This window comes from Lentilactobacillus kefiri (assembly GCF_009739535.1).
Taxonomy (GTDB): domain Bacteria; phylum Bacillota; class Bacilli; order Lactobacillales; family Lactobacillaceae; genus Lentilactobacillus; species Lentilactobacillus kefiri.
Genome location: NZ_CP029971.1, coordinates 35556 through 61872 on the forward strand (window position 1 = coordinate 35556; position 26317 = coordinate 61872).

Annotated in this window: 24 protein-coding genes; 4 read left to right on the forward strand and 20 right to left on the reverse strand. The window is 42.6% G+C overall.

Annotation, left to right across the window (positions count from 1 at the left end; all coding sequences use genetic code 11):
• Positions 1–85: 85 nt before the first annotated feature.
• From ftsH to pth, 9 genes are all read right to left on the reverse strand, one after another.
• Positions 86–2188 (reverse strand): ATP-dependent zinc metalloprotease FtsH, encoded by a 2103-nt coding sequence (ftsH, locus tag DNL43_RS00230; RefSeq protein WP_056982718.1) that lies wholly within the window; start codon positions 2186–2188, stop codon positions 86–88.
• A 73-nt stretch (positions 2189–2261) separates the two neighbouring features.
• The gene (gene hpt, locus DNL43_RS00235; protein WP_056982716.1) at positions 2262–2804 is read right to left on the reverse strand and encodes a hypoxanthine phosphoribosyltransferase; all 543 of its coding nucleotides are present in this window, start codon (positions 2802–2804) and stop codon (positions 2262–2264) included.
• A gap of 24 nt (positions 2805–2828) precedes the next feature.
• Positions 2829–4211, reverse strand: a complete 1383-nt coding sequence (tilS, locus tag DNL43_RS00240; RefSeq protein WP_156644955.1) for a tRNA lysidine(34) synthetase TilS — start codon at positions 4209–4211, stop codon at positions 2829–2831.
• A 98-nt stretch (positions 4212–4309) separates the two neighbouring features.
• Entirely contained in the window at positions 4310–4825 is a 516-nt protein-coding gene (locus DNL43_RS00245; RefSeq protein ID WP_056982712.1) for a S1 domain-containing RNA-binding protein, read from the reverse strand.
• 108 nt (positions 4826–4933) lie between these two features.
• Positions 4934–5344 carry an FtsB family cell division protein gene (locus DNL43_RS00250; RefSeq protein WP_056982710.1) on the reverse strand — a complete coding sequence of 137 codons (411 nt, stop codon included), beginning with the start codon at positions 5342–5344 and terminating at the stop codon, positions 4934–4936.
• A gap of 103 nt (positions 5345–5447) precedes the next feature.
• The gene (locus DNL43_RS00255; protein ID WP_056982707.1) at positions 5448–5720 is read right to left on the reverse strand and encodes an RNA-binding S4 domain-containing protein; all 273 of its coding nucleotides are present in this window, start codon (positions 5718–5720) and stop codon (positions 5448–5450) included.
• On the reverse strand, positions 5707–7305 hold the full coding sequence (locus DNL43_RS00260; protein ID WP_056982706.1) for a putative polysaccharide biosynthesis protein: 1599 nt from the start codon (positions 7303–7305) through the stop codon (positions 5707–5709). Before DNL43_RS00260 ends, DNL43_RS00255 begins: the two co-directional genes overlap by 14 nt.
• Positions 7295–10831: a transcription-repair coupling factor gene (gene mfd / locus DNL43_RS00265; protein ID WP_225364728.1), complete on the reverse strand. Its 3537-nt coding sequence runs from the start codon at positions 10829–10831 to the stop codon at positions 7295–7297. The genes DNL43_RS00260 and mfd overlap by 11 nt, the downstream gene beginning before the upstream one ends.
• Before the next feature lie 16 nt (positions 10832–10847).
• Entirely contained in the window at positions 10848–11408 is a 561-nt protein-coding gene (gene pth / locus DNL43_RS00270; RefSeq protein ID WP_054769111.1) for an aminoacyl-tRNA hydrolase, read from the reverse strand.
• 216 nt (positions 11409–11624) lie between these two features.
• Between pth and DNL43_RS00275 the strand changes: the two genes are divergently transcribed.
• Positions 11625–12581 carry an L-lactate dehydrogenase gene (locus DNL43_RS00275; RefSeq protein ID WP_056982729.1) on the forward strand — a complete coding sequence of 319 codons (957 nt, stop codon included), beginning with the start codon at positions 11625–11627 and terminating at the stop codon, positions 12579–12581.
• Positions 12582–12805: 224 nt separating this feature from the next.
• Complete coding sequence (gene cbpA, locus DNL43_RS00280; protein WP_054769108.1) at positions 12806–13450, forward strand: cyclic di-AMP binding protein CbpA; 645 nt, start codon at positions 12806–12808, stop codon at positions 13448–13450.
• Positions 13451–13573: 123 nt separating this feature from the next.
• Here the strand turns inward: cbpA and DNL43_RS00285 are convergent, their stop codons facing one another.
• The 7 genes from DNL43_RS00285 to DNL43_RS00315 form a co-directional block, all read right to left on the reverse strand.
• Positions 13574–13948, reverse strand: coding sequence for a type II toxin-antitoxin system PemK/MazF family toxin (locus DNL43_RS00285; protein WP_056982704.1), 375 nt, complete (start codon positions 13946–13948; stop codon positions 13574–13576).
• A gap of 11 nt (positions 13949–13959) precedes the next feature.
• The gene (locus DNL43_RS00290; protein WP_054769107.1) at positions 13960–14244 is read right to left on the reverse strand and encodes a hypothetical protein; all 285 of its coding nucleotides are present in this window, start codon (positions 14242–14244) and stop codon (positions 13960–13962) included.
• 62 nt (positions 14245–14306) lie between these two features.
• Positions 14307–15434, reverse strand: a complete 1128-nt coding sequence (gene alr / locus DNL43_RS00295; RefSeq protein WP_179286799.1) for an alanine racemase — start codon at positions 15432–15434, stop codon at positions 14307–14309.
• On the reverse strand, positions 15435–15794 hold the full coding sequence (acpS, locus tag DNL43_RS00300) for a holo-ACP synthase (RefSeq protein ID WP_054769106.1): 360 nt from the start codon (positions 15792–15794) through the stop codon (positions 15435–15437).
• An 88-nt stretch (positions 15795–15882) separates the two neighbouring features.
• Positions 15883–17412: a DEAD/DEAH box helicase gene (locus DNL43_RS00305; protein ID WP_056982702.1), complete on the reverse strand. Its 1530-nt coding sequence runs from the start codon at positions 17410–17412 to the stop codon at positions 15883–15885.
• Positions 17413–17588: 176 nt separating this feature from the next.
• The gene (locus tag DNL43_RS00310; RefSeq protein WP_056982701.1) at positions 17589–18971 is read right to left on the reverse strand and encodes a UDP-N-acetylmuramoyl-tripeptide--D-alanyl-D-alanine ligase; all 1383 of its coding nucleotides are present in this window, start codon (positions 18969–18971) and stop codon (positions 17589–17591) included.
• 74 nt (positions 18972–19045) lie between these two features.
• Positions 19046–19813 (reverse strand): hypothetical protein, encoded by a 768-nt coding sequence (locus DNL43_RS00315; protein ID WP_056982699.1) that lies wholly within the window; start codon positions 19811–19813, stop codon positions 19046–19048.
• Between the two features lie 151 nt (positions 19814–19964).
• On the opposite strand from DNL43_RS00315, the gene DNL43_RS00320 reads away from it, so the two are divergent.
• Positions 19965–20432 (forward strand): low molecular weight protein-tyrosine-phosphatase, encoded by a 468-nt coding sequence (locus DNL43_RS00320; protein ID WP_054769105.1) that lies wholly within the window; start codon positions 19965–19967, stop codon positions 20430–20432.
• On the opposite strand, the gene DNL43_RS00325 is transcribed toward DNL43_RS00320, so the two are convergent.
• On the reverse strand, positions 20429–21148 hold the full coding sequence (locus DNL43_RS00325) for a class A sortase (RefSeq protein ID WP_056982698.1): 720 nt from the start codon (positions 21146–21148) through the stop codon (positions 20429–20431). The genes DNL43_RS00320 and DNL43_RS00325 overlap by 4 nt on opposite strands.
• Before the next feature lie 60 nt (positions 21149–21208).
• On the opposite strand from DNL43_RS00325, the gene DNL43_RS00330 reads away from it, so the two are divergent.
• A complete protein-coding gene (locus tag DNL43_RS00330) occupies positions 21209–22444 on the forward strand; it encodes a multidrug efflux MFS transporter (protein WP_056982696.1) in 1236 nt (411 codons plus the stop codon).
• Between the two features lie 266 nt (positions 22445–22710).
• On the opposite strand, the gene DNL43_RS00335 is transcribed toward DNL43_RS00330, so the two are convergent.
• From DNL43_RS00335 to DNL43_RS00345, 3 genes are all read right to left on the reverse strand, one after another.
• Complete coding sequence (locus DNL43_RS00335; protein ID WP_054769104.1) at positions 22711–22965, reverse strand: type B 50S ribosomal protein L31; 255 nt, start codon at positions 22963–22965, stop codon at positions 22711–22713.
• A 98-nt stretch (positions 22966–23063) separates the two neighbouring features.
• The gene (locus DNL43_RS00340; protein ID WP_054769103.1) at positions 23064–24347 is read right to left on the reverse strand and encodes a UDP-N-acetylglucosamine 1-carboxyvinyltransferase; all 1284 of its coding nucleotides are present in this window, start codon (positions 24345–24347) and stop codon (positions 23064–23066) included.
• Between the two features lie 244 nt (positions 24348–24591).
• A complete protein-coding gene (locus tag DNL43_RS00345; RefSeq protein WP_056982694.1) occupies positions 24592–26208 on the reverse strand; it encodes a CTP synthase in 1617 nt (538 codons plus the stop codon).
• Positions 26209–26317: the final 109 nt, after the last annotated feature.

Below are 26317 nucleotides of genomic sequence, written 5' to 3' on the forward strand. Positions count from 1 at the left end.
CTCATCCTAAAAATAAAAACGAGCTTAGAGATAATTCTACCCTAAACTCATTTTTGAAATATTCAACTAAATGTTATCATCATTGTCATGATTTTGATCTTTTGGTTGATTCATTGTTGGAAACATCATCTGGTTTTTCAGAGTCATCAGATCCATTTTCAGTTGAATCAGTGGACTGATTATCAGAACCGTGATCTTTTTCCAATTCTGCCTGACGTTCAGCTTCCTTACGTTCCAATTCACGCTTTGCTTCTTCAAAAGTAGCAGCACGTTCACTTGGGAACTCACTCTTGTCGGAACTGTCTGGCATCTTGCCATCATTCCACAGAGACAGGATTTGCTTCTGGTCAAGGGTCTCGTACTTAAGCAATGCTTCCGCAATCAGCTTATGCTTATCGCGATGTTCTTCAATAATCTTCTTAGCAGTATCATGAGCTTCATTGGTTAAACGACGAACTTCTTCGTCAACCGCAGCACCAGTCTCTTGAGAATATCTTGGGCCATAAGTATCCTGGGCAGGATTCTCAAGTTGAACTGGGCCGAGTCGCTTACTCATACCATATTGAGTAACCATTGCCCGAGCAATATTGGTTGCCTGTTCAAAGTCATTGGAAGCACCTGAAGACTGTGAGTTAAACACAATTTCTTCGGCAGCACGACCACCCATTAAACCGGCAATTTGTTCCATTGCATCTTTCTTAGACATCAATTGTTGGTCTTCACGAGGCAACATAATTGCGTATCCACCGGCACGACCACGAGGCACAATTGTTACCTTGTGAACGACTCGAGCGTCATTCAAAACCAATCCAACAACCGTATGGCCGGCTTCATGGTAGGCAACAGTTTCCCGTTCCTCTTTGGAAATGACTCGGTTACGCTTGGCAGGTCCGGCAATAACCCGATCTTCAGCTTCATCCAAGTCACTGGCATCAATTTGCGTCTTGTTACGACGGGCAGCAAGTAATGCAGCTTCGTTCAACAAGTTGGCCAAATCGGCACCAACAAATCCAGGAGTTTGCTTAGCGATTTCATGAAGATCAACATCACTTGCTAATGGCTTGTTCTTTGAGTGAACTTTCAGGATTGCTTCACGACCATTGATATCAGGACGGCCAACCAAGATCTTCCGGTCAAATCGACCTGGACGAGTCAAGGCTGGATCCAAAACATCGGCACGGTTGGTAGCAGCAATGACAATGACACCTTCATTACCACTAAATCCATCCATTTCAACCAGTAATTGGTTAAGGGTTTGTTCACGTTCATCGTGACCGCCACCCATTCCAGCACCACGACGGCGACCAACGGCATCAATTTCATCAATGAAGATGATGGCAGGAGCGGCTTTCTTGGCTTGATCAAACAAGTCACGAACACGGCTGGCACCAACACCAACAAACATTTCAACGAAATCAGAACCGGAGATTGAATAGAAAGGTACACCGGCTTCACCGGCAACCGCTTTGGCAAGCAAAGTTTTACCAGTACCAGGAGGCCCCTCTAGTAAGACACCATGTGGAATGGTGGCACCTAGAGTTGTAAATTTCCTTGGATCTTTAAGAAATTCAACAACTTCTACAAGTTCCTGCTTTTCTTCTTCTTCACCAGCAACATCTGAGAATCGAACCTTATTTTGCTTACTGTCGGCTGGTTTAGCTTTGGATTTGCCAAAGCTCATCACTTTGCCATTTCCGCCGCCTTGACCGCCAGCTCGGCCCATCATCATATAGAAGAACCAAACAAACAACAATAGTGGTAATACGTAAACCAGCAGATTTACCCAAAAGCCACTTGATTCTTCAGGTTTGGCATTCATCTTAACATTGTTAGATTGAGCTGCCTTGGTGATTTCAGCAATTGAGGAGTTGTTCTCGAGGACAGTGGTGGTGAATTTGGTAACATTCTTTGACTGAGTTTGGTTACCACCAATCAGCCCAGATTGTACCTGTACCTTTTGACCCTGTCTATAAGTACCACTTACCTTATAAACACCGCCGTTTGGCTGTACTGAAAAGCTTTTTACCTTGTCATCCTTCAAATTCTTAACGAACTGACTTGATTGAATTTCCTGTGATGTGGTTTGGTTAGTATTTCCATTAAAGAAATAAATAACTCCCATTATCAGCAGAAATATGACAATGTAAAATAGACTATTTTTAAAAAGCCCATTTTTATTCGAGTTCATCAACGTCCTCCTCAAAACTATATATTTTCATGTTGATAGTCAAAATACTAACACACTTGACCTTTTTTGACCATTATTTGTTTGCATAAATTTCTGGCTTTAAGACACCAATGTATGGCAAGTTACGGTACTTTTCATCATAGTCAAGACCATAACCAACCACAAATTCATTAGGAACTTTAAAACCGGTAAAGTCCGATTTGACATCAACCTTTCGGCCAGCGGGCTTATCCAGCAACGTACAAACCTTAATTGATTTGGCGCCGCGATCAGCAAACGTATCAAGCAGGAACTTCAGTGTTCTGCCGGTATCAACGATGTCTTCAACAATTAAGACATCGCGGCCGGTAATGTTGGTATTAATATCCTGCAGCAGCTCGACAGTTCCTGATGATTCAGTCGCACCGTGGTAACTGGAAACATCAATAAAATCAATCTGCATATATGAATCAACTGCCCGGACAATATCGGTCATAAAGAAGATTGCACCCTTCAACACGCCAACTACAACGGGTGTCTTTCCCGCATACGTTTTAGAGATTTCATTACCCAAACTCTTGCAGGCGTTGTCAATCTCTTCCTTGCTGTAAAGTACCTTTAAGATGTCGTTATTCATTACCTATTCCTTTTCTTTCAAATATTATTTCCTTGGAACTTGAGTTAATAAATAGGGTTTTGCCCCTTCGCTACCAGGAAGCGTGACGGAGTTCTTAACCCCCAAAACTGATAGAACGGTATTCCTGTTTGTGACCAGGACCCGAATGTGTTTTCTTTGGTCGTTTGAAATCTTGGCATTAATCAGCACCCTGGTAACTTTCTGGTGCCTGCCCTGAGGCAGGAGCACTCTGTCGCCCGGCTCAACTGAACGGACCTGTAAAGGCAGGTCGGCATCGTCTAAATAAAACGTTGACGTCCGACTTGCGGATAATGTCTGCTGCTTGGAAAAGACACCAAATTTTTGGGAAGAATTCAGTGAATACCATCTGTCTAATATTACCATAAGATGCGCACTTTTTTCAGACTTCAATGGGAAAATTTGTGGTTCTTTGGAAATTATCAATGTTTGATATTCCCGTTGAACCCGCCAATGATTAGCCAAATTTAATTTTGCCTGTGGTTTTTGATCCTGATCGATCAGATGGATAATGGCAGCTAACTGCGCCATCGAAACATCCGGCACGTGAAGCCGATGATCCAACAACTGTTGCATCACTTGTTTACCCACACTTTTCGGGTACTGTTTTAACTGTTGAAGATCAACTTTGACTGTTTGTGGATTGTCGAAATTTGCCACCCGCGTCAATATCGGTTCAACAAGTGTCGCCAACGCCTCCATGCTATCCGATAACTGAATCGAATAATCATGGACATGTGCCAGTAGCTGCGGGTTCTCCTGCTTCAACAGCGGAACCACCTTGTGACGAATCCGATTACGTTCAAATGATAATTCTTGATTTGTCGCGTCTTCGTACCACTTAATTTGTTTGGAAGCTGCAAACTCCCGTATCTGCTGCTTGCTAAACCCAAGTAACGGTCTGATGAGCGTTTTGCCGGCAAAGCCACGCGCTTCATGGATGCCAACCAGCGATGGCAGCTGACCGCCACGGGTAAGCTTCATTAAGACCGTCTCAATCAAATCATCCCCATGATGGGCAGTTAACAGATATTGGGCATCGTCTTTATCAAGCACCTGCTGAAAAAAGTGATAGCGGAAACGACGGGCAGCTGACTCGATCCCTGACTCGGGATGTAAGTCTGTCCGCCAAACAGCTTGCTCCAGCTTGATGCTGTGAGATTGACAATAATCATTTATATAACGGGTTTCAACGTGGCTTTGGGCCCGCAGCTGATGATCCACGTAAGCCACGATAATTGTTGGTCGAATATCTACTGGCAAATGCATTAACAGAAACAAGAGCGTCATCGAGTCGACCCCGGTTGAAACGGCAACGACAACCTTGTCACCGGCGTGCCACCAATTTGCACTTCTAACATATGAATTAAATCGACTCTGCAAATTCATGAGCTGCCTCCACTAATCATCCCTGATAAAACAAAGATGGCCGGCAGCAATATTCTTGCCTCCAGCCACTAAACAATTATTTAATCATCAAATTCATTTTAACTTCGACGACCGCCTCGGCCGCCTCGCTTACCTTCAGTATTTTTACGAAGAGTTGAAAGCCGATCTTCACTTTCTTTTAAGAAGCCGGACATCATATCATCAAAACTTTCTTCATGGTTGTTTGAATGATTGTTATGTCCATAGTTACCACCGCGAGAACGAGATCCGTGACCTTCATGGTTACCATGATTGCCGTGATTCTCATGTCCTTCATGATTGTTTTCATGGAAGTTTCTGTGGGAATGATTCTCGTGTCTGGATTCCTCGTGTTCGTGATTATCCTGCGCTTTACGGATTGAAAGGCTGATCTTATTATTGCCTTCAATCTTGAGGACCTTAACGGTAACCTCGTCGCCGACTTTCAAGACGTCGTGAATATCCTTAACAAATCCGTCAGAAACTTCGCTGATATGAACCAACCCGGTTCGATGATCACCTAAGTCAATAAATGCACCAAAATTTGTGATTCCGGAAACTTTACCGTTAACTTTTTCTCCAACTTCAATTGCCATCTAAAAAAATGTTCCTCCCATGTTGTAATGTTACCAGTATATCATATTTTAAATTATGTCGGCCAGCCATTGTCAAAATAAAACCAGTGATGAAAAACATCACTGGTTTTATTTTACATCATAATCATTAACATCTTTCGGTGCTTTGTTGGGAAAACTGTAAACTGTTTCCCCGGGTTTTGTGTAATAATATCGATCGCGAATAATCTGTTCCACGTAACTCTTATCATTAAGCTGAGAAACCTGTGACTTCAGCTTTTTATTATTGGCCTTTTGGTTGGCCAAATTCTTTTGCTCACGAGCAATTTGGACGTGAACATCAGCATAGTTGACTTTTGCACGAACAATTTGAACCAAGAAGATTGAGGCAAAGAACACAAAAATGGCAATAATAATCAACGCCCGTTTTTTTCGTCGATTTGACAAAACGGCCGTAACCTTAGAATTATTCAATTCAATCTCTCGACGCCGAGTAAAATCATTGTCGAGCTTCTTTACTTTCCCATTTTGTTGCTGCATGCCAAATCCCCCGATCATTCGCACGTTCTAGATAAATTATACCAACAAATCAGCATTTGTCTAGGTGAACCAGACATATTCCGGTCATTTTGTGAAGGATTATCTATTCTTTTCGAAAATCTCGTTCGTAATCCTCTGATGTAATTTCATACATTCTTTCGGCATCATCTTTCTTGGTTGTGTCCAACAATTCCTTAACCAAGATGGTCAGGGTCTTGTTACCAAACTTAATCACAACTTCATCGTTTGGCTTGACCTCGGTTGATGATTTGGCAGTGCGGCCATTGATAAAGATCCGCCCCTTATCAGCAATTTCCTTGGCAACCGACCGACGTTTAATAATCCGCGACACTTTTAGAAACTTATCTATTCTCATGAGTTGTTACTCCTTTAATTTTTAAAAACTTACCGACCATTGGAATCGCCAGCCATTCACGAACAGTAAAGGCTTTGAGTAAAACGCAGCCGGCAAAAAACACAACGATACCTGCCGGAATGGCAATACAAGAAATCACCAAGGCTTCAATTCTTAAATTGGTCATCGGAATTCCAGCCGCCAATCCCCAAGCAATCAGCTTCACTGTACCAGCCATCGCAATTAATATGATCGCAAGTTTTCCGATCTGCTTAAAAGAAATCAGCTTGGCAAGTTCATCCCTGCTCAACACATTCATTAATCCAATCATTATCACTAAGCTTAACAGGGTTGCCAAGCTTGCACCAACAATTCCGATTTTGCCGATGAAAAATTGGTTAACGACAATCTTGGTTAAAAAGCCGGCAATGATTGACACCATCGTCTTTAAGTAACTGTTTTTACTCTGCAAAATCACATTGTACGTCATTAAAACAGCTGTAAAAATAATGCTGACGCAGTACAGACTGATAGTTAGGTTAAGTTCGGAAGACGCAAATAGCAAACGGTTAACCTGTGGCATCAAGGCCGCCAATCCAACGGTCATTGCCAACGAAACTGCCAAATTGGTTCGCAGATTGGTTGCCGCAATGTGCTGGAAAGTAATATTTTGGTGACGCTTATTGGCCAATACCAGACCTGGCAGGACTGCCGTGGCCGATGCAATACTAAAAACCTGCCCCAGCTGAACCAGTGTCTGTGATCGATCATAAATTCCCTTAATATTTTGAGCCGCCATCAGTGAATAGCCGTATTTTTGCAAACCGGCAACAACTGAAAACGAGTCTGCCAGCTGAAGCATCAGCATTACGGCAGAAACCAAACAAAGCGTTCCGCCTTCAAGGAGAATCCGTTTGACCAAGACGGGATTGTTAAGTGTGACTGAATGCCGCTTAAACCCGGCTGGGAGGTGATAACGTTTCAGCCAAATACCAATGACCAATAAGGCACAGGCACCGGCCACAGGGGCCGATAACATCGCCATTTGACCCATGTGATACGGGTTAACCGCAGATTTAACTGCCCAGTATGCAACTAACAGAATCACCGACACCCGAACAACTTGTTCAATGACTTGGGAATAGGCCGTTGGCCGCATTTCCATTTTACCTTGAAAGTATCCGCGCCAAGTCGACAAAAACGGGATGAATAAAAACATCCAACTAACGGAACGGATCACAGGTGCCAGCCGGTAATCATCCATGCTTTGAGCGATGAACCCAGCGCCAAGTTGTAAAAAGCAAAAAATCAGCAGGCAAATAACAAGCAAGATATTTTGGATTTTAAATGCCAGCGCTGCTTTTTCGTTTTCATCTTTTGTGTCAACGACCAGTTTTGATATAAAAACCGGAAGCCCGGTTAACGCAAATGTCATCCCGATTCCGTAGATTGGATAAATTTGCTGATAAACATAAAAGCCAATATTGCCAACCATGTTTTGAAAAGGAATCCGGTAAACTGCGCTTAGAATCTTCGCGATAAACGACGCAACTGTCAAAAGCAGTGTTCCTTTCAAAACCAGTTGTCTTCTCGAACTATTTTTCATTACTCTTTACCTTGCCGCCAGCTCGATGTTTATGCCGGGTATCTGACAGTTGTTTGACTAACGCAATTAATCCATCCAACCACTTTGTCATGTTTGGTTGAACGGTCAGTTGAATCTGATATTTGTCATTTTCAGTATTGATTGTTGCCCGAAACTTTGTCTGGGCGATGGCTTCAAGCAATTCCTTGCTGGAGAATTCTGCTCCGGCACGTGAAGAAAATGTGATCACAATCTTAGGCTGGTCCTGGTGGATCTTGTCGACTAATGCGTAGTCAGAATACATTTTCAGCTGAGAAATTTTCAGCAGATTTGCAACCGGCTCACTATAGTCGCCAAACCGATCAATCAAATCATCTTCGACTTCGTGAAGTTGATCTTCGTTTTCAATCTGTCGAATTCGTTTATAGAGTTCAATCTTTTGTTGATTATCCTGAATGTAGTCACTTGGAAGATAGGCTTCCAAGTCCAATTCGATTGTCGAATCGGTTCGATATTCAAAGCCCTTGCCACGCTTTTTAGCAACCGCATCGGATAACATCTGAGTATAAAGATCATACCCAACGGAATCAACAAATCCATGTTGCTGTTTTCCAAGAAGATTTCCAGCTCCTCGGATTGACAAGTCACGCATCGCAATCTTGAATCCTGAACCTAATTCAGTAAAATCACGAATGGCCTCCAAACGCTTTTCCCCAATTTCCGTCAAAACTTTGTTGGGTTTGTACATGAAATACGCGTATGCAACCCGACTGCTTCGGCCAATTCGGCCACGCAGTTGATAGAGTTGTGAAAGCCCCATTCTGTCGGCATTCTCAACGAATAACGTATTTACATTGGGAATGTCGACTCCGGTTTCAATGATCGTGGTTGTGACCAGGACATCATATTCGCCGTTAATGAAATCATATAAAATATCTTCCATTTCATTTTCGGACATCTGCCCATGAATATATCCAACCCGGGCATCAGGAACCAGTGCACTAATTTGTTCAACCGTCTTTTCAATATCAGAAACCCGGTTGTGCAGATAAAATACCTGACCGCCACGAGCCATTTCTCTTTCAATCGCTTCACGAATTGTGCCGGCATTTTGCTCAATCACATAAGTCTGAATTGGGTATCGGTTGGATGGTGGCGTCTCAATGACGGACAAATCCCGAACCCCCATCATTGACATGTTAAGTGTTCGGGGAATTGGGGTTGCAGTTAACGTCAGAACATCGACATCGGATCGCATCTCCTTGATCCGTTCCTTGTGCTTAACACCAAATCGCTGCTCCTCATCAATAATCAAAAGGCCCAGATTATTAAACTTAACGTCTTTTGATAATAATCGATGAGTTCCAACAACCACGTCGACTTTGCCGTCCTTTAATCCCTCAAGGGTTTCTCTAACCTGTTTGGTCGTTTGAAACCGTGAAAGGACTCTCACCGTAATTGGATAATCTCTAAATCGGTCAAGCATTGTTTCATAATGCTGCTGAGCCAAGATAGTTGTAGGTACCAAGAATGCGACCTGCTTGCCGACTTCAATTGCTTTAAATGCTGCTCGCAAGGCAACTTCGGTTTTACCATAACCAACGTCTCCAACCAACAGGCGATCCATTGGGTGTTCGGTTTCCATGTCCCGCTTAATTTCAGTTGCACTTCGTAACTGATCAGGCGTTTCGCTGTATGGAAAAGCGGCTTCAAACTCGGCCTGCATTGAATCGTCTTGCGGGTATGCATACCCTTTTTCTGCACTTCGTTTAGCATACAAATCAATTAATTCATCGGCGATATCCTCAATTTTTGAGGCAACCTTCGCTTTGGTCTTGGCCCATTCACTGCCGCCGAGCTTATTAATTCGGGGATGCTTATCCTCGGAAGATACGTATTTCTGAATTAAATTAAGCTGGGTAACCGGAATAAAGAGCTTGGCGTTATCTTTATAATCAATTGTTAAATAGTCCTGATGCTTGCCGTCAACCTCCATGGTTTTCATGCCTTCATACCGGCCAATTCCATGGTTAACGTGAACAACATAGTCACCGGGCTTCAAATCCGTGTAACTTTTAATTCTTTCCGCGTTATTAAACGTTGTTTGCCGTGGCCGCTTCTTTGTGGCCGTTCCAAACATTTCTTTTTCGGTGATAATAACCAAATTTGCCAGTGGCAATTCAAAACCATTATCCAGGTTACTGGAAATCAGTTGAACTTCATTTGGCAATAAATGGTCCTTATCTGTTTGGGTAGCGGTAATTTCAAAATCATTAAGGGTTTGAGCAACCTTTGCCAGGCGTTTTTCATCATGAACCATGATAATAACGGCCTGTTTCATCTTCTGCCAACGTAAAATCTCGGTTCTTAACATCGGCATTTGAGAGAAGAATTGCTGCATTGGCCGAACCGTAATATCAACAACGGCGTCAAGCTTCATTCTGCCCATCCCTTTTTGGAACAGGGAAAGGATCAACGTGGCATGCTTATTGGCTTTAAAGACCGTTTTAAAATCATTGGTGTAAGTTGTCGACTTCAATACTTCATAGTGTTTGATCTTATCAGCCAACCATTCGCCATCGTCGCTTTCAAGCTGACGGGCAGTATCGGTAATTCTGGTGTAATCGTCAAAGACAACCACCCCATCGTCGTCCAGATAGTCCAGCAAAGAATATTGTTTGTCATAAATGGCATCTGCAAATAGTAACCAACGCGGATCACTCAAACCATTCTGCAGATCCATAATTTGGGGTTCCAAATTGCCCTTTAATTTCTTGGCAGCTTTTTCATCCAGCTTGGCCGTTTCGGCAATCAGTCGTTTAGACAATTGCTTGGCAACCGCCTTTCGCTGATCGTCGTTCATCAACAAATCAGTCGCCGGCAACACAGAGATGGATTCAATATTTTTAATACTCCGTTGGTTGGAAACGTCAAACGTCCTCATCGAATCAACATCTGTATCAAAGAAGTCGATTCGAACCGGATCTTGATGGTTCAACGGGAAAATGTCCAGAATGGATCCCCGAATTGAAAAGTCACCGGGTGCGGCAACCATTTTTTGAAAAACGTAGCCCATTTGATGTAACTGAAGTTTTAGCTTTTCAAGGTCATAGGTGCCATCCATCTTAATAGTTAATTTAGCTTGTTGAAACTGTTCCTTTGCGGGGACCAGTCTTCTGATACCGGACACAGAAGTGACAATGACTGCCGGCTCTCCACTTGCGAGTTTGTCCAAAGCAAGCACCCGCTGAGCTTTATATTCCGGCGAACTGGTTGCCAATTCGGCAGCCCCCATTTCCTCAACTGGAAATTCGAATAATTGGTCATCATCCAGCAAATTTGATAAATCGTTCACCAGCTGATCAGCATGAAATAACGAGTCAACCACTACAACTGTTGGTCGGTCAGTCGAATGAATTAAATTATCAATCAATAGGCTTCGTGCTGACCCGCCAATTCCGGTAATTAATTGACGGCTGCCCTTCTTAAGAGCTGAAACCAGTTGAGAATACTGAGGGATTGTTGTGAGTAATTGATCTAACTTCAAAGTAGGTATCCTTTCGTTAGTTATACTGATTTTCCAAATCCGGAATTGACATGCCGTCGATCCAGTCATCAAGGGCATTCACTGCATGGTCGGCTGCCTGCTTAAATACTGGGGCCTGATCCTTACTGAATCGGCCCAAAACATAATTAACAACCGTATTACCATGGTCCGGGTGATCAATTCCAACTCGAATTCGATCAAAGTTTTCAGTGCCGACACTGGCAATAATACTTTTAATACCGTTGTGACCACCAGCTGATCCCTTATCTTTGATCCGGATCTTACCAATTGGAAGATCCATATCATCATGAACAATAATGATATCTTCCACTGGAATATCAAAGTAGTTCATCAATGGCCGAACAGCCAATCCTGAATCATTCATAAATGTCGTGGGTTCAACCACAAGCACTTTAGTGTTATTAACGAAGCCGGATCCATACTTGGCATTCATTTTACGAGTTTTAATTGAGATATCATGACTTTTGGCAAATTGGTCAACCACCATGAAACCAGTGTTATGTCTGGTGCCATCATATTGTGGCCCGATATTTCCTAATCCAACGATCATTTTCATTATTTGGTTCATCCTCACATTTCTTCCAACAGAAAAATGCTGAACAAAGGCTGTTCAGCTGCTGGAAAATTAATTAACATACAGATTATATCATATCTACCAAGCTTTCAAGATTTCCACAGACCATAAAATTAAAAATTGTTAATGCGTGAATACGGATTCATATCCATGCTATAATTGCTATGGTTCCAAGTGGAATACATTAATATTTTGGAGATGATTTTTTTGACTTTGAAACGCCAAAAAGTAGCTTTAATCGGTGACGGTGCCGTAGGTTCATCATATGCATATGCAATGATGCAACAAGGACTCGCCGAAGAGTTTGTGATCGTTGATGTTGTTAAAAAACGAACTGAGGGCGATGCATTAGACCTCGAAGATGCACAAGCATTCACCTCCCCAAAGCACGTATATTCAGGTGACTACAAGGATTGTGGCGACGCAGACCTTGCTATTATTACTGCCGGTGCTCCTCAAAAGCCCGGTGAAACCCGTCTTGACTTGGTTAACAAAAACCTCAAGATCATGAAATCAATCATTTCACCTTTGGTTGATTCAGGCTTTAAGGGTGTTATCGTTGTCGCTGCCAACCCAGTTGACATCTTGACTTATGCAGCTCAAAAGTTCTCAGGCTTCCCAAAGAACCGTGTATTTGGAAGCGGAACATCATTGGATACTTCACGACTTCAAGTTGCTTTGGGCAAGAAATTACAAATCAACCCACAATCAATTAGTGCTTACATTATGGGTGAACATGGTGATTCAGAATTTGCTGCATATTCAGCTGCCCAAATCGGTGGCCGTCCATTCTTGGACATTGCCAAAGAAGCTGGCTTATCCATGGATGACTTGAAGCAAATTGAAGACGAAGTTCGTCACAAGGCTTATGAAATTATCAACCGAAAAGGCGCAACATTCTATGGTGTTGCAACCTGCTTAATGAGAATTTCAAAAGCAATCTTGCATGATGAAAATACCGTATTACCCGTTGGTGCACCAATGGATGGTGAATATGGCCTTCACGATGTTTACATCGGCTCACCTGCCGTTGTCAATGCATCTGGTATTCAAAAAGTTATTGAGGTTCCACTTAACGACGAAGAAGCTGCCAGCATGAAGGCTTCTGCAGAAACTTTGCAAAAGACCACTGCTGATGGTATGGCACAACTTTAATCATTGTGTTTAATAAATGAAGCCATGGACAATCTAGTTTGTCCATGGCTTTTTGTTTGCCAATATAAGGCTATCAGCCACTTGCACATCTTTGATGAGGGATCACCCAAGCGTAATTTCTCATTTATTTAGAAAATAATGAGAATAATTCAATTCTAGATATTCTTTTATAAATTTGCCTATGTTATCATAGTCTTATACAGGTTAAGTTGGAGGAATTAAACATGCTATTAAAAACATTAGTAAAGCCCAAGGAACGATTAGTTACGATCAAAGAAGACGCAACCTTGGAAGAAGCACTACAGACTCTCGAAGATTCAGGTTATCGTTGTGTGCCAATTCTTGATGAAACCGGTAAGATCTTCCGTGGCAATATTTACAAAATGCATATTTACCGTCACAAATCACGTGGTGGAGATATGTCACTTCCCGTTACCACTCTCTTGAAAAACGCAACTAAATTCATCAACGTGAATTCAGCCTTCTTTCAAGTATTCTTCTCAATTAAAGATTTACCATACATTGCTGTCTTGGATGAAAGAAACAACTTTTATGGTATCTTAACTCATACCCGTTTATTGGATATGCTTTCTCAGTCTTGGAACGTCAATATTGGAAGTTATGTACTGACCGTTGTATCCGGCGGTGAACGTGGTGATCTTGAAGAAATTGCCAAAATTATCACTAAATACACGAGCATTGCCAGTGTCATCTCATTGGACGCCCAAGAAGGCGAACTTGTTCATCGAATCATGTTCACACTTCCTGCCGAAGTCGATCAGGATCGATTGAACAGAATTATTGCCGCCCTTGAACGAAAAGAATTCCGAGTACCTGAAGTTGAAAACCTACAAGAAGAAAAGAATTAGCCAAATCATTAAACAGTATTAAAAAAGAGGACATCCCAAATGGGATGTCCTCTTTTTTACGAAACATATTATTTTAAGTTAATTAAAGCTTTGCGTGATGTTTTTATGTATTTTGATCCGTCACTAGCCCTTAGCTAAACCCAAGCTGATCTTTATTGCTTTATCGACTTTACTCATGATAGAAGGATCAAGGTGTGTCACCTTGTCCTTCAGTCTCTGCTTATCAATCGTTCTAATTTGCTCGAGTAAAATGACCGAATCTCGTTCGATGCCATCCCTAGCTAAAATTCCCACATGTGTTGGCATCTTTGGCTTGGAAATTCTAGCGGTAATCGCTGCAACAATGACGGTCGGGCTGTAATGGTTGCCGATATCATTCTGAACAATCAAAACCGGTCGCATACCACCCTGCTCGGAACCAACAACTGGTGATAGATCAGCATAAAAAATGTCTCCACGTTTAAAAATAACGTCAGTCACCCTCATACCTCCCATCATCATAACTTACATTACTGTAAATTCCGTAATCTTTGACGATACTGAGTTAAATGGATATCAGCGTCTTGTTCACAGCAAGAAAAGTCATTGCTGATTTGACGGTTTAAACTACCCATCTCACGATACCCCTTCATTAAGCCATCAATGACTTTGGGATCATCAAAAAAATAGTTGATTGCAATTTCAACCGCTGCATTCTCGGATATTCCAACTGTTGAGCTGAACTGCTCCAAGCGATCTGCAATTCGATCATTGATCATAACTGAAAAATGCTTTGAATTAGTTGCTTTCTCCATGATATTTCCCCTATAGTTTAAGATTACTGTACTGTCTAATATACCATGAAATCAGAGAAAAATCATAAATATTTTCTTCGAATTCGTGAACTGAACCCACAAATCACTTCATAGCTGATGGTTTTCAAGTAATCTGCGACATCATCAGCCGTGATTTCCAGATCACCGGATTTACCAATAATGGTGACTTTGGTGCCATACGAATAATTCTTAGGCAGCCGGATCATAAATTGATCCATACATACCCGCCCAACAATCGGGCACTTGTGTCCGTCGACTAAAACGGAGAAGCCCTGCATTGCTCGGGGAACCCCATCCGCATAGCCAACCGGAACAGTTCCAATCCACTGATCACTGTCAGCAGTGTAAGTCGCACCATACCCGATTGAACGACCTTTTTTAACATACTTTACAAAATCAATTTCAGTCGTAAAGGACAGTGCCGGCTGCAGTTCGTATGGCAGCTTGGCAATTTCCCCGCCGGAAGGATTGAGCCCGTAAGCAGAGATTCCAAGGCGAATCATATTGCCGCCGCAAACTTTGTGCCAGAGGCTGGTAGCTGAATTAGCCACGTGAATGTACTTTGGCTTGTTTTTGACAACGGCCATAAAGTCCTGAAAATTCTGATATTGGAATTTGAAGTAGGAATCATCGGGACTATCAGCTGTTGCAAAGTGGGTGAAAATTCCTTCAAAATTCATTGTTGAAGGATGTTGCTTCAGCACCCCGAGTGCTTCTTCCAGTTCATCAGCGGTTTGAAATCCAATCCGGCCCATTCCTGTATCCAAGGCAAGATGAACGTTTAACTTGCCATCTAATTGACTGTTTTGCAGTAATTGACCGGCACGGTTAAGCCAAGCGCTTGATCCAACTGTTAACGAAATGTTTTGGTTGGCGGCAACCTGAGCCAATTCGGGATCGGTTATCCCCAAAACTAAGATGGGCTTCGTTATCCCGGCCTGTCTTAATTCCAATGCTTCATCTAAGATTGCAACACAAAAGCCGGAAGCACCGGCCCTTTCAGCAACCTTGGCAACAGCAATGGCACCATGACCGTATCCATCAGCTTTAATGACTTGGAAGAGTGCTGTGTCTGGATCAAGCCGTTCTTTGGCGTGCTTGATATTTGAATAAATTGCTTTTAAATTAATTATTAATTGAGCGTTGCGTAAATTTCCAACTGCCATCATCTATCCCCGATTCTCCAAAATTACTTGGGTAACCACAATATCATCGGTATGAGAAATCGATACAAATGCGTTCCCATCAAACGGCTGCTTGGTAAAGACCGGCTTTCCGTCAGGATTATTCAAAATACATAAATCATGAAATCTGACCTGTGAACCCAAGCCGGAGCCATAAGCCTTGGAGTATGCTTCTTTGGCCGAAAAACGACCAGAAATAAATTCATACTTGCGCTTATCGGATAACTTATCCAGCTGTTGAATTTCGTCATCCGTTAAAACCCGTTGCATAAAGTGTTCGTTACGTTCAACCGCTGCGACCACTCGTCTAATGTCAGTCACGTCAATTCCAATTCCTGCTATCATTAAAGGTCCCTCGCAAAACAAAAAGTTACAATAATTTTACCATAAAATAAAAAGGATTGTGCTGTTATCGCACAATCCTAAATGATATTTACTTATTTTTAATCGTAAAACGACGTTTCTTGTTATTGCTTCCTGAACGTTTGTCAGAATGCTTACGATCATTGCTGCTTTCGTGATGACCACGATTTCGACCAGAGTTGCTCCGGTCACCATTACGACGGTTCTTTGAACCCTTGTAATGACCACCATGACCGCCACCGCGACGATCGTTGCGATGACCACCATGACCATGTCCATGGCCATGACGTGACAATGGGCGTTCTGGCGTAATCTTAACTTTGACGTTGTCACGAGTGACTTCGTTAAGTAAGGCAGCAACCAAATCAGTTGCTTCATACTCGTCAAGCAGCTTGTCAGCCATCTTCTCAAATTTATCAGTATTCGTCTTTTTGATTAACTTGGCAATATCTTCTTCAGCAGAATTTAATTGACCAACAAAGGCTTCCTGAATTGTAGGTGGCTTCAAAGGCAGCATCCGCACCTTGGTTAACTTCTCAATTTCACGAAGATAATCCATTTCGTTTGGTGTGGCAAAGGTGATTGAAACACCATGCTTACCGGCACGGCCGGTACGACCAACACGATGGACATATCCATCAGGATCTTGAGGAATATCATAATTATAAACATGGGTAACACCGGAAATATCAATCCCACGAGCAGCTACATCGGTAGCGACCAGGATATCAATTTTAGCTGCCTTGAACTCTTGCATAATCTGAGTCCGGCGGGCTTGAGTTAAATCACCATGAAGGCCGGCAGCCTTGTAGCCACGGGCCTGTAATCCTTTGGCAACTTCGTCAACACGGCGCTTAGTCCGACAGAAGACGATGGTAACTTCAGGATCTTGAACATCAAAGAAACGAGTCATTGTATCGAACTTCTCGTATTCTTTTACTCGTACATAATACTGATCGATTAAATCAGTTGTTAATTCTTTAGCCTTGATTGTAACTTGATGAGGATCAGTCATAAACTGAACCCCTACTCGTTTAATCTGGGCTGGCATGGTTGCAGAGAAAAGCAAAGTCTGACGTTCTTTAGGAGTTTGCTTGATAATATCTTCGATATCGTCAAGGAATCCCATGTTTAACATCTCGTCGGCTTCATCTAAAACTAATGTCTTAACGTGCTCTAACTTTAAAGTATGACGTCTAATATGATCAAGAATTCGGCCTGGTGTTCCAACCACAATCTGTGGATGGCCCTTCAATGCGTTGATCTGACGGCGAATATCTGCTCCACCATAAACAACTTGAACCTTGGCTTTTTCATCTTTTCCTAATCGATAGATTTCTTCTTGTGTCTGGATAGCCAGCTCTCGAGTTGGTGAAATAATGAGGGCTTGAACATTTGGATTGTCGAAATCAATCTTCTGTAAGATTGGTAAACCAAATGCGGCAGTTTTTCCAGTACCAGTTTGAGCTTGACCGATAACATCCTCACCTTTAAGAACCATTGGGATGGTTTCGGCCTGGATTGGCGTTGCTTCTTCAAAACCACTTTTAGAAATTGCTGATAATAAGTGGTCTGATAATCCTAATTCACTAAACTTCAAATATGTTTCCTCCTAAATTGAAACAATCAAGGTTCCACAGCCAACTTGGAAAAAATCCGTTTTCCTTAACGCGTTGGCCACTTGACCTACAATCATTTATTACAAAATAACCTTTTTAGTTTACACCGTCACATAACATTAAGCAAGAGAAACAAGTCAACTGTTAGCCGGCTGCTTTACTTGGTCAGTTTTGCGACAACGTTTTCTAAGTGTAATCCGTGGCTAGCCTTCAACATTACTTCATCGTTGGAAGCCAGTTCGGCCTCAAGATCAGCGGTTAACTGGTCAATCTGGCCGGCTTGATAATAATGCAGATTTTCTGGTGCGTAGATCGGCTTTAATTTATCATAAAGGGCCGCCATATCGGTGCCGATTAAGTAAACAACGGCGATTGACGCTGGGTCAATTTCTTCTGCCAGGGAAGCGTGCATCTCTTTTGATTGGGTACCCAATTCGAGCATATCGCCCAGTACGGCTATCCGTCGACCCTGGGTATCCGTGTTTTTAAAGGCAATCAAAACTTCTTTGGCAGCTGTTGGATTGGAATTATAAACGTCACTCAAGATCCGTTCTCCCTTTGAACCAACAAGCCATTGGGTACGGTTCTTGGTGGGATCAAACTTGGCAAGCTGTTTGGCCATAATCTTTGGATGAATCTGGAAGATCCGGCCAACAGAGATAGCTGCCAAGGCATTATTAACGTTATAATCACCGATCATTGGAATCGTGAAATCAACGTCAGGCCACAAGTTAACGTGGAATTCAGTACTGTACTGACTATCTTTTGAATCTGTCGCAAAGACATCATTATCTGAATTCCGGCCAAATGTTGATTGACGGACATCGACGCTTTTGGCCCGCTGCTGTAACAACGGTTCGTCACCGTCAAAAACAAAGTAGCCATCCGACTTCAAGCCATGGGTAATCTCCATCTTGGCATCGGCAATCTTATCCCGGGTGCCAAAGAACTCAATATGCGCTTCACCAATCATGGTAATCACGGCAACATCCGGTTGAACCAGGTTGGATAAGAAGTCGAGTTGCCCCGGCCGGTCCATCCCCATTTCAGCTACCAGGAATTCGGTGTTGGATTCCATTTGCAGGATTGTGTATGGAACACCAATCTCATTGTTGAAATTGTCATGGGTTTTCGTCACATGAAAGCTGCTTGAAAGAATCGCCGCCACCATGTCCTTGGTCGTTGTTTTACCATTGCTGCCGGTAATTGCAATAACCCGGGGATTGATTTTATCAAGATAGTACTTGCTCAAGTTCTGAAACGCTTTGAGGGTATCATCAACCACCAAGGCAGGAATCTTCAACGGCAAACGGTCGGCATGATCCTTTGACCACAGTGTGGCTGCGGCACCATTTGCGATCGCACTATCAATGTAATCGTGACCGTCGTGTTCGGCAACCAGTGGGATGAACAGCTGTCCTGCAACCATTTTGCGGCTGTCAAAACAAACTCCGGTTACCGTTGTGGTTAATAAATCTTGGTTGAAATTATCTGTGTTGGCATTAATTGCCTTGGCAATTTCGCCAATCGTCATCTTCATTATTAAACGCTCCAATTTGAAAAATCTGTAAGATCTAAAATAGTTATGTTTAATTATAACAAAGAATCAAACGGCTAAACACCCGCCGTTTGATTCTGCCATTCCAAATGCCATTTTGATGTTTGTAAATTATAGGTCAGGTCGCCCGCATATAAAGTATTTTCATCAACGGTGTTGGTCCGTATAATGATTGAAACCTTATCCGGGTCCTTCAATATTCGTAGCGGAATATGATAAGTCCGTGATCGTTCACGTAAAGCGTCAAACGAAATAAACAACCCGTCGTTGGCTTTTGTGATTAAATCCAATATAATCGGTTTATCAATGTCCTTAATGGCCAGTGGTCTCAAAAAGACCCGCAGTGTATTATGGGTTTCCCGCAGCTTCCGTTTCATAGCGATTTCCAAAACATGATTAAAATCAGAAAATCGTCTATAATACGAACGAATAGTACCATTATCCTGGCTGAGATAAATGTAATGATTATTGAGTTTGGATGAAAACGGCCGCCCCATTGGCGTCCCCATGTGAGCTAAATATAACAGCTCAGCAATTTCAAACGGGGATAAATTATTGACGCTGTCTTCAGTATCAAAATCAATAAACTTTTTCTTCAGATCAGGATTTCTGAGTAGGTAAGTTCGGATTTCACCGGTGCCGGTAATTAAATTAAATTTGGAATGTGAATTATATCCGTTGGCCGCCTGTTCATCATTGTTTAGTAAAATAATGTTTTGGGGCAATTCATCCAAGCCGTTAATAAAATCAGCCGCAGTTATCCCTGACGATAAAATCATGTTGGAGATTGGATTCGTATTTATAAAAATCAAATTGCCCTTCATTGTTTTATTACCCCATATTTATATCTAACTTTATTGTACTACCCAGACGTTTATATGTCTTATAATTGAGACAGAATTCTTACAGGTTTGCCCTTTTCTTAATTCATTGGTAACATGGTTGTTAACGCAATATTAGTGTGAGGTTATTAAAATGACGAATGTATTATTTGTGTGTCTTGGTAACATCTGTCGTTCCCCAATGGCGGAAATTATGTTTCGGCATATGGTTCAAGATGCTCATCTAGAAAATAAAATTAACGTTTCTTCTGCAGCAATCAGCTCGGAAGAAAAAGGCAACCCTCCTCATCCAGGAGCAGTCGCTGAGTTGGCAAAGCATGGACTTTCGGTTGGAGACAAAAGATCACGGCCAATCACCAAGCAGGATTTCGATGACGCTGATTATATCATCGCCATGGATAATCAAAATATCTTTTATCTCAACCAAATCGCCCCAATGGCGGATCGAAAGAAAATCTACCTTTGCTACAATGTCATTCCTGGTAAAGAGGGAACCGATATTCCCGACCCTTGGTTCGACCACAAATTCGGTCGGACTTACCGTCAGTTATCAGAAACTCTGCCTAAATGGCTGGAAAAGATTAAAACTGAATCGGTTTAATTATTGACGGGTCCCAATAAGGCTCGTTTTAATTTTGGCGTCGCTTTAGTCAGTCGATAGCTCTTCTGGAATTTTCCACGAATCATCAATCGACCGGCTCCCGTAGCATCACAGGTGACTAAAGTCACGATTGGCTGTTTGGTTTGGCGAACGACATCCACTCGGGTGGCGGCAATAAAAGTCCGTTGATAGACTTTGTACTGGTAGACCCGTTTCATATTGCTGAGATAAACATGGTCATCGACCTTGGTTTTAAAATAAAGTGGCCCGAATAAGACGTTTGGGTTCACCATATGATGACCGGCAAGCGGATAATTACCCTTTCCCATCTGCTGGTCGGCACGCATCGTTCCAGCGGCCAAAGCCAACGTTGTGTTGGCAACGCCCAATCCGATTGGCAAATGAATATGCGACTTCGGCAAAAGAACTTCACCGATGACTTCAAGGCGATTGGTATTCATCCGTGCTTCAGCGGCAGTCTGGAAGTCGAGTGATTTAACCTTTTTAAAGTTATAACTGACATTTTTCTTGTGGCGGGGTGTTTGTTTCTTTGCCCGGCGTTCTGCTTGAACAACGGTTTTTCTGGTAATTGTCGGATGATAGGATTTGATAAGTTCATTTTTGATTTGGCGATTAAATATCAATCCCAACGCAACAATGATCAATAATACAAAAACAATGTTAATCAATAATTTCTTGAGAAATCCTTTTCTCATAGCAACCTCCACACACTCATTTTTTATGTAAGAACAACACTCATTTAAGGAGGAACTTAATTGGCAGCAAAACAAGTTGGCCCAAATTCCTGGAGACGCAATTTGGCTGTTCTCTGGTTTGGTACTTTCATGGCAGGAATCGGCTTCAGTGAAGTCATGCCGTTCTTGTCACTCTATGTTGATTCACTTGGACATTTCACTCACAACGAACTAAGTGTTTACAGTGGCTTGGCATTCGCGGCAAGTTATTTTGTCACCGCAATTGCTTCTCCACTCTGGGGAAAACTGGCTGACCGCACCGGTAGAAAACTCATGTTGGTACGGGCTTCCGCCGGGATGGCGATCGTGTTTATCCTGATGGGCCTGGTCACCAATGTTTGGCAGTTAATCGGCCTTCGACTCCTTCAGGGGGTCTTCTCAGGTTATATCAGTAACGCCAACGCCCTCATTGCAACCCAGGTGCCCAAGCGGCGTAGTGGTCAGGCCTTGGGTACTCTAGTGACCGGAAACGTGTCTGGCGCGCTGTTAGGCCCATTACTTGGTGGAACCCTGGCATCGTTCTTTAGTTACCGGGTCACTTTTTTCATTACAGGTGCTTTATTCATGGGGGTCTTCCTCGTAACGGCCTTCATGGTTCATGAAGATTTCAAACCGGTGGCAAAATCCAAGATGCTGGATACCAAAGGCGTGATTGGTGAATTAGGCAGCGCCAAACTGGTATTTGGAATGTTTGTAACCACCATGATTATCCAGGCAGCAAATAATTCGATCGTTCCAATTTTAGCATTATACGTCCGCCAAATCATGGATAACAGCCCGGCTACGACGTTTTACAGTGGAATTGTCGCGGCTGTCCCAGGAATTGCGACATTGGCCGCTGCCCCAATGCTTGGCCGCTTGGGTGACCGAATTGGTGCCGACCGAGTGTTAATGGTCGGATTTGTTCTGGCAATCGCCGTTTACATTCCAATGGCCTTTGTTAACAATGTCTGGGAGTTAATCGGATTGCGCTTCTTGATCGGCGTTGCCAACGCCTCAATGCTCCCGGCCGTTCAATCAATTTTAGCCAAAAACACGCCACCTCAGGTTACTGGCCGAGTGTTTAGCTGGAACCAGTCGTTTCAGGCAATGGGAAACGTTGCCGGTCCGATGATTGGATCGGTTGTTGCAACGTCGTTTGACTATGCCGGCGTCTTTATTTCCACAGCCGTTTTGGTGGTTATCAACCTGAGCCTGGTATTTAATAACACCAAAGAAATGCGCAGAGCCAGAAAACAGGCTAACCGGAACCTTTAATATATTATCATTAAATCAAAATAAACGGGAAACCAAATTTTGAAGATTTCCACATTCAAAAACAACCGATTATTCCAGCTTTGGGATAATCGGTTGTTTTGTTTGGTTGGTCCGATTGCCCTTTCCCCCTTTAATTCCGGTGGGCAAATGTGCAGGCATCACGCGTTTATGTTAATCAAAACCGGATCATCAATTAACCCATGAATCACTGTGCCAAATTTTTTGAATAAAAAAAGAGAACCCGAAGGCCCTCAATTTTAAACATCTTACTTTTTGTCTGAAAGTCCGTATTTCTTGTTGAAACGATCTACGGCACCATCTACTTGGTTGAACTTTTGCTTACCAGTGTAGAAAGGATGTGAATCTGATGAAATTTCAACACGGATCAATGGGTATGTCTTGCCATCGTCCATCTTGATAGTTTCGTCAGAGGTTTTAGTTGATCCTGAGATAAACTTGAAACCTGTAGATGAATCTTGAAATACAACTTGTTGATATGCTGGATGAATTCCTTTTTTCATTATATATCGCTCCTTTGCCCTGAATCAATTTGATGACCCAGAGATTATCGATTAGTCAACTTTGTTAGTGTACCATAAATGAAAATGGCAATCAATAATCAATTTACTCTTTCTTCAACTTCCAAGGAAACATCTCCGCCAACTCCTCGGAGTTTGTCGACAATATTCCCGTAACCACGCAAAATATTATCGGCGTGGCAGATTTCGGTAGTCCCACTGGCCATCAGACCAGCGATCACTAATGAAGCCCCGGCACGAATCTCACCTGCTTGGACCTTCGCCCCTACCAACTTCGGTGAATGGTCCACAACAATGATGCCTTCGTCGGTGTCTTCGGATTTCACTTTCCCACCAAGCTTATTGAGCTCAGTAATGTGTTTAATTCGTTGAGGATAAATCGTATCAATAATGACACTTCGACCGTTGGCTTTGAATAGTAACGGTGTCAGCGGCTGCTGGAGATCCGTCGCAAATCCAGGGTAAGGCATTACCTTAATCCGAATCGGCTTCAGATTATGAGAAGCACCAACATAGATGCTGTCTTCATAAACGGTCAGATCGCAGCCCATTTCCTCGAGCTTGGCAACAAATGCCTCAAGATGTTCGGGAATAATGTTTGTAATCAGGATACCATTTCCGGCAGCGGCTGCTAATGACAAATAAGTTCCGGCTTCGATTCGATCAGGAATAATTGTGTGCGTAGTTCGAGCCTGAAGAGTCGGCACGCCTTCAATTCGAATGACGTCGGTTCCGGCACCACGAATGTTAGCACCCATGTTGTTCAGGAAAGTCGCAATATCAATAATTTCAGGTTCCTTAGCGGCATTCCCAATAATCGTCGTACCTGGTGCTTTAACAGAAGCGAGGATTGTGTTAATAGTGGCTCCGACTGAAACGATATCCAAGAAGACTTGGGCCCCATGGAGACCATCTGGGCCGGTACTGATGGTCACGGTGCCATCGTGTTCACTCACTTCAGCACCCAGAGCCTTAAAGGCTTTAATATGTTGATCAATTGGACGCGGCCCGATGTTATCGCCACCAGGGAAACTAACGGTTGCACGCTGAAATCTTCCAAGCAGTGCGCCCATAAAGTAGTATGATGCCCGCAAGCTCTTGATAGCTTTGCTTGGCAATGGTGCTTCTACAATATTAGTTGGATCAATTTTTAGCACGTCACCGTTAAACTCAGACGAAACGTTCATCGATTTTAAAATTAACATCAAATTGTGAACATCCAAAATGTCTGGGACTGAATCAAACTTAACGGGCGTATCCGCTAATATTGCTGCCGGAATCAATGCAACGGTGCTGTTCTTGGCACCGCCGATTGATATTTCTCCGGACAGTGGTTTCCCTCCGTGTATGATTAATTTACTCATCGAAACTTTCCTCACTTTTTGTATTCGCGCATTTTTCATGTCAAGAAATATATTATCCAAAATACCTGCAAAATACAAGGTCTACACTTGAATTATACAATTTGTAATAATTAAAACAATTGTTCTGTACAAGTTGGTAGGATTAACCGCTATGGAAACGCTGTTAGGATAATCTTAAATACACCTTATTACAAAAATTGGGCAGTGGCAAATTTGACTGCCACTGCCCAATTAAAAGTTAGAATTACTTGTTCTTTTCAAGGTATAAATCATTTGCCGCTGCAACGAAACCTTTAAATAATCCTTCAGGTCGGTTGGGACGGGAAATAAATTCAGGATGATACTGTGAACCAACGAAGAATCGGTTCTTAGGAATTTCAACAACTTCAACCAAATGATTGTCTGGTGAAGTTCCAGAAATAACCATGCCATTCTTTTCCATTGCTTCACGGTAGGCATTGTTAAATTCATAACGGTGACGGTGACGTTCGGAAATCACGTCAGCATTGTCATAGGCCTTGGCAGCAACTGTGCCTGGCTTCAACTTGCAAGGATAAGCCCCAAGTCGTTGAGTACCACCCATATCATGAACATCTTCCTGATCAGCCATCAAGTCAATCACATTGTGCTCAGTTCGTGGGTTCATTTCAGTTGAGTTGGCATCAGGGTAGCCAAGAACATCTCTGGCAAATTCAACACAGGCCATTTGCATTCCCAAACATACACCAAGATAAGGAATATCCTTTTCACGAGCATATTTGATAGCCGTGATCATTCCTTCAATACCACGATCGCCAAATCCACCAGGAACAATAATTCCGTCAGCCGGTGCCAGCAATTCGTCAACATTTTCGGGAGTAATCTTTTCAGAATCAAGCATTTCAAGATCGATGTCGGCATCCACAACGTAACCGGCATGCTTCAATGCCTCGGCAACAGAAATATAAGCATCCTGCAAACCGACATATTTACCAACAAGGGTAATATGGATTGTTCGCTTCAAATGTTGAACATGGTGTTCCAACTGCTTCCATTCAGTCATATCGGCAGCTGGCTTGTCAATTCCAAAGTGATCCAAAATCTGTTGATCCATCCCCTGCTTCTGCAGGTTCAATGGAATGGTGTAAAGCGTTGGCACATCGAGTGATTCCACAACGGCCTGTGGCTTAACGTCACAGAACAATGAAATCTTTTTCCGCATTGAATCAGTAATTGGCTTTTCAGAACGAACAACCAACAGGTTTGGCTGAATTCCCAATCCTCTCAACTCTTTAACACTGTGTTGAGTTGGCTTGGTCTTCATTTCACCGGCAGCCCGCAAATATGGAATCAATGTCGTGTGAACGTAGAAGACATTTTCATCGCCAACTTCGGTTTTCATTTGACGAATGGCTTCCAAGAATGGTAGTGATTCAATATCACCAACGGTTCCACCAATTTCCGTGATCACAATTTCTGCATCGGAAACTTTGGCAGCCCGCATAATCTTTTCTTTGATCATTCCCGTAATATGAGGAATTACTTGAACAGTTGCACCAAGGTAATCACCATGACGTTCTTTTCGCAGAACTTCATCATAAATCTTACCTGTTGTAACGTTGGAATACTTATTCAGGTTATTATCGATAAACCGTTCATAATGGCCAAGATCCAGGTCCGTTTCGGTACCATCGTTGGTAACAAAAACCTCTCCATGTTGATATGGATTCATAGTTCCCGGGTCAACGTTGATATATGGGTCAAATTTTTGAATAGTAATATTTAACCCGCGATTTTTCAACAATCGGCCTAGTGATGCTGCGACAATTCCTTTACCTAAGGATGAAACAACTCCACCAGTGACAAAAATATATTTGGTCATTATATAATCCTCTCCTCTTACAAGTTAGCCGTTAGCCGGGGAATTCACAAATAAAAAAATTCCCTATCCAAAACTGAATAGGGAACAATTTAATCATCGTTCAGATGTC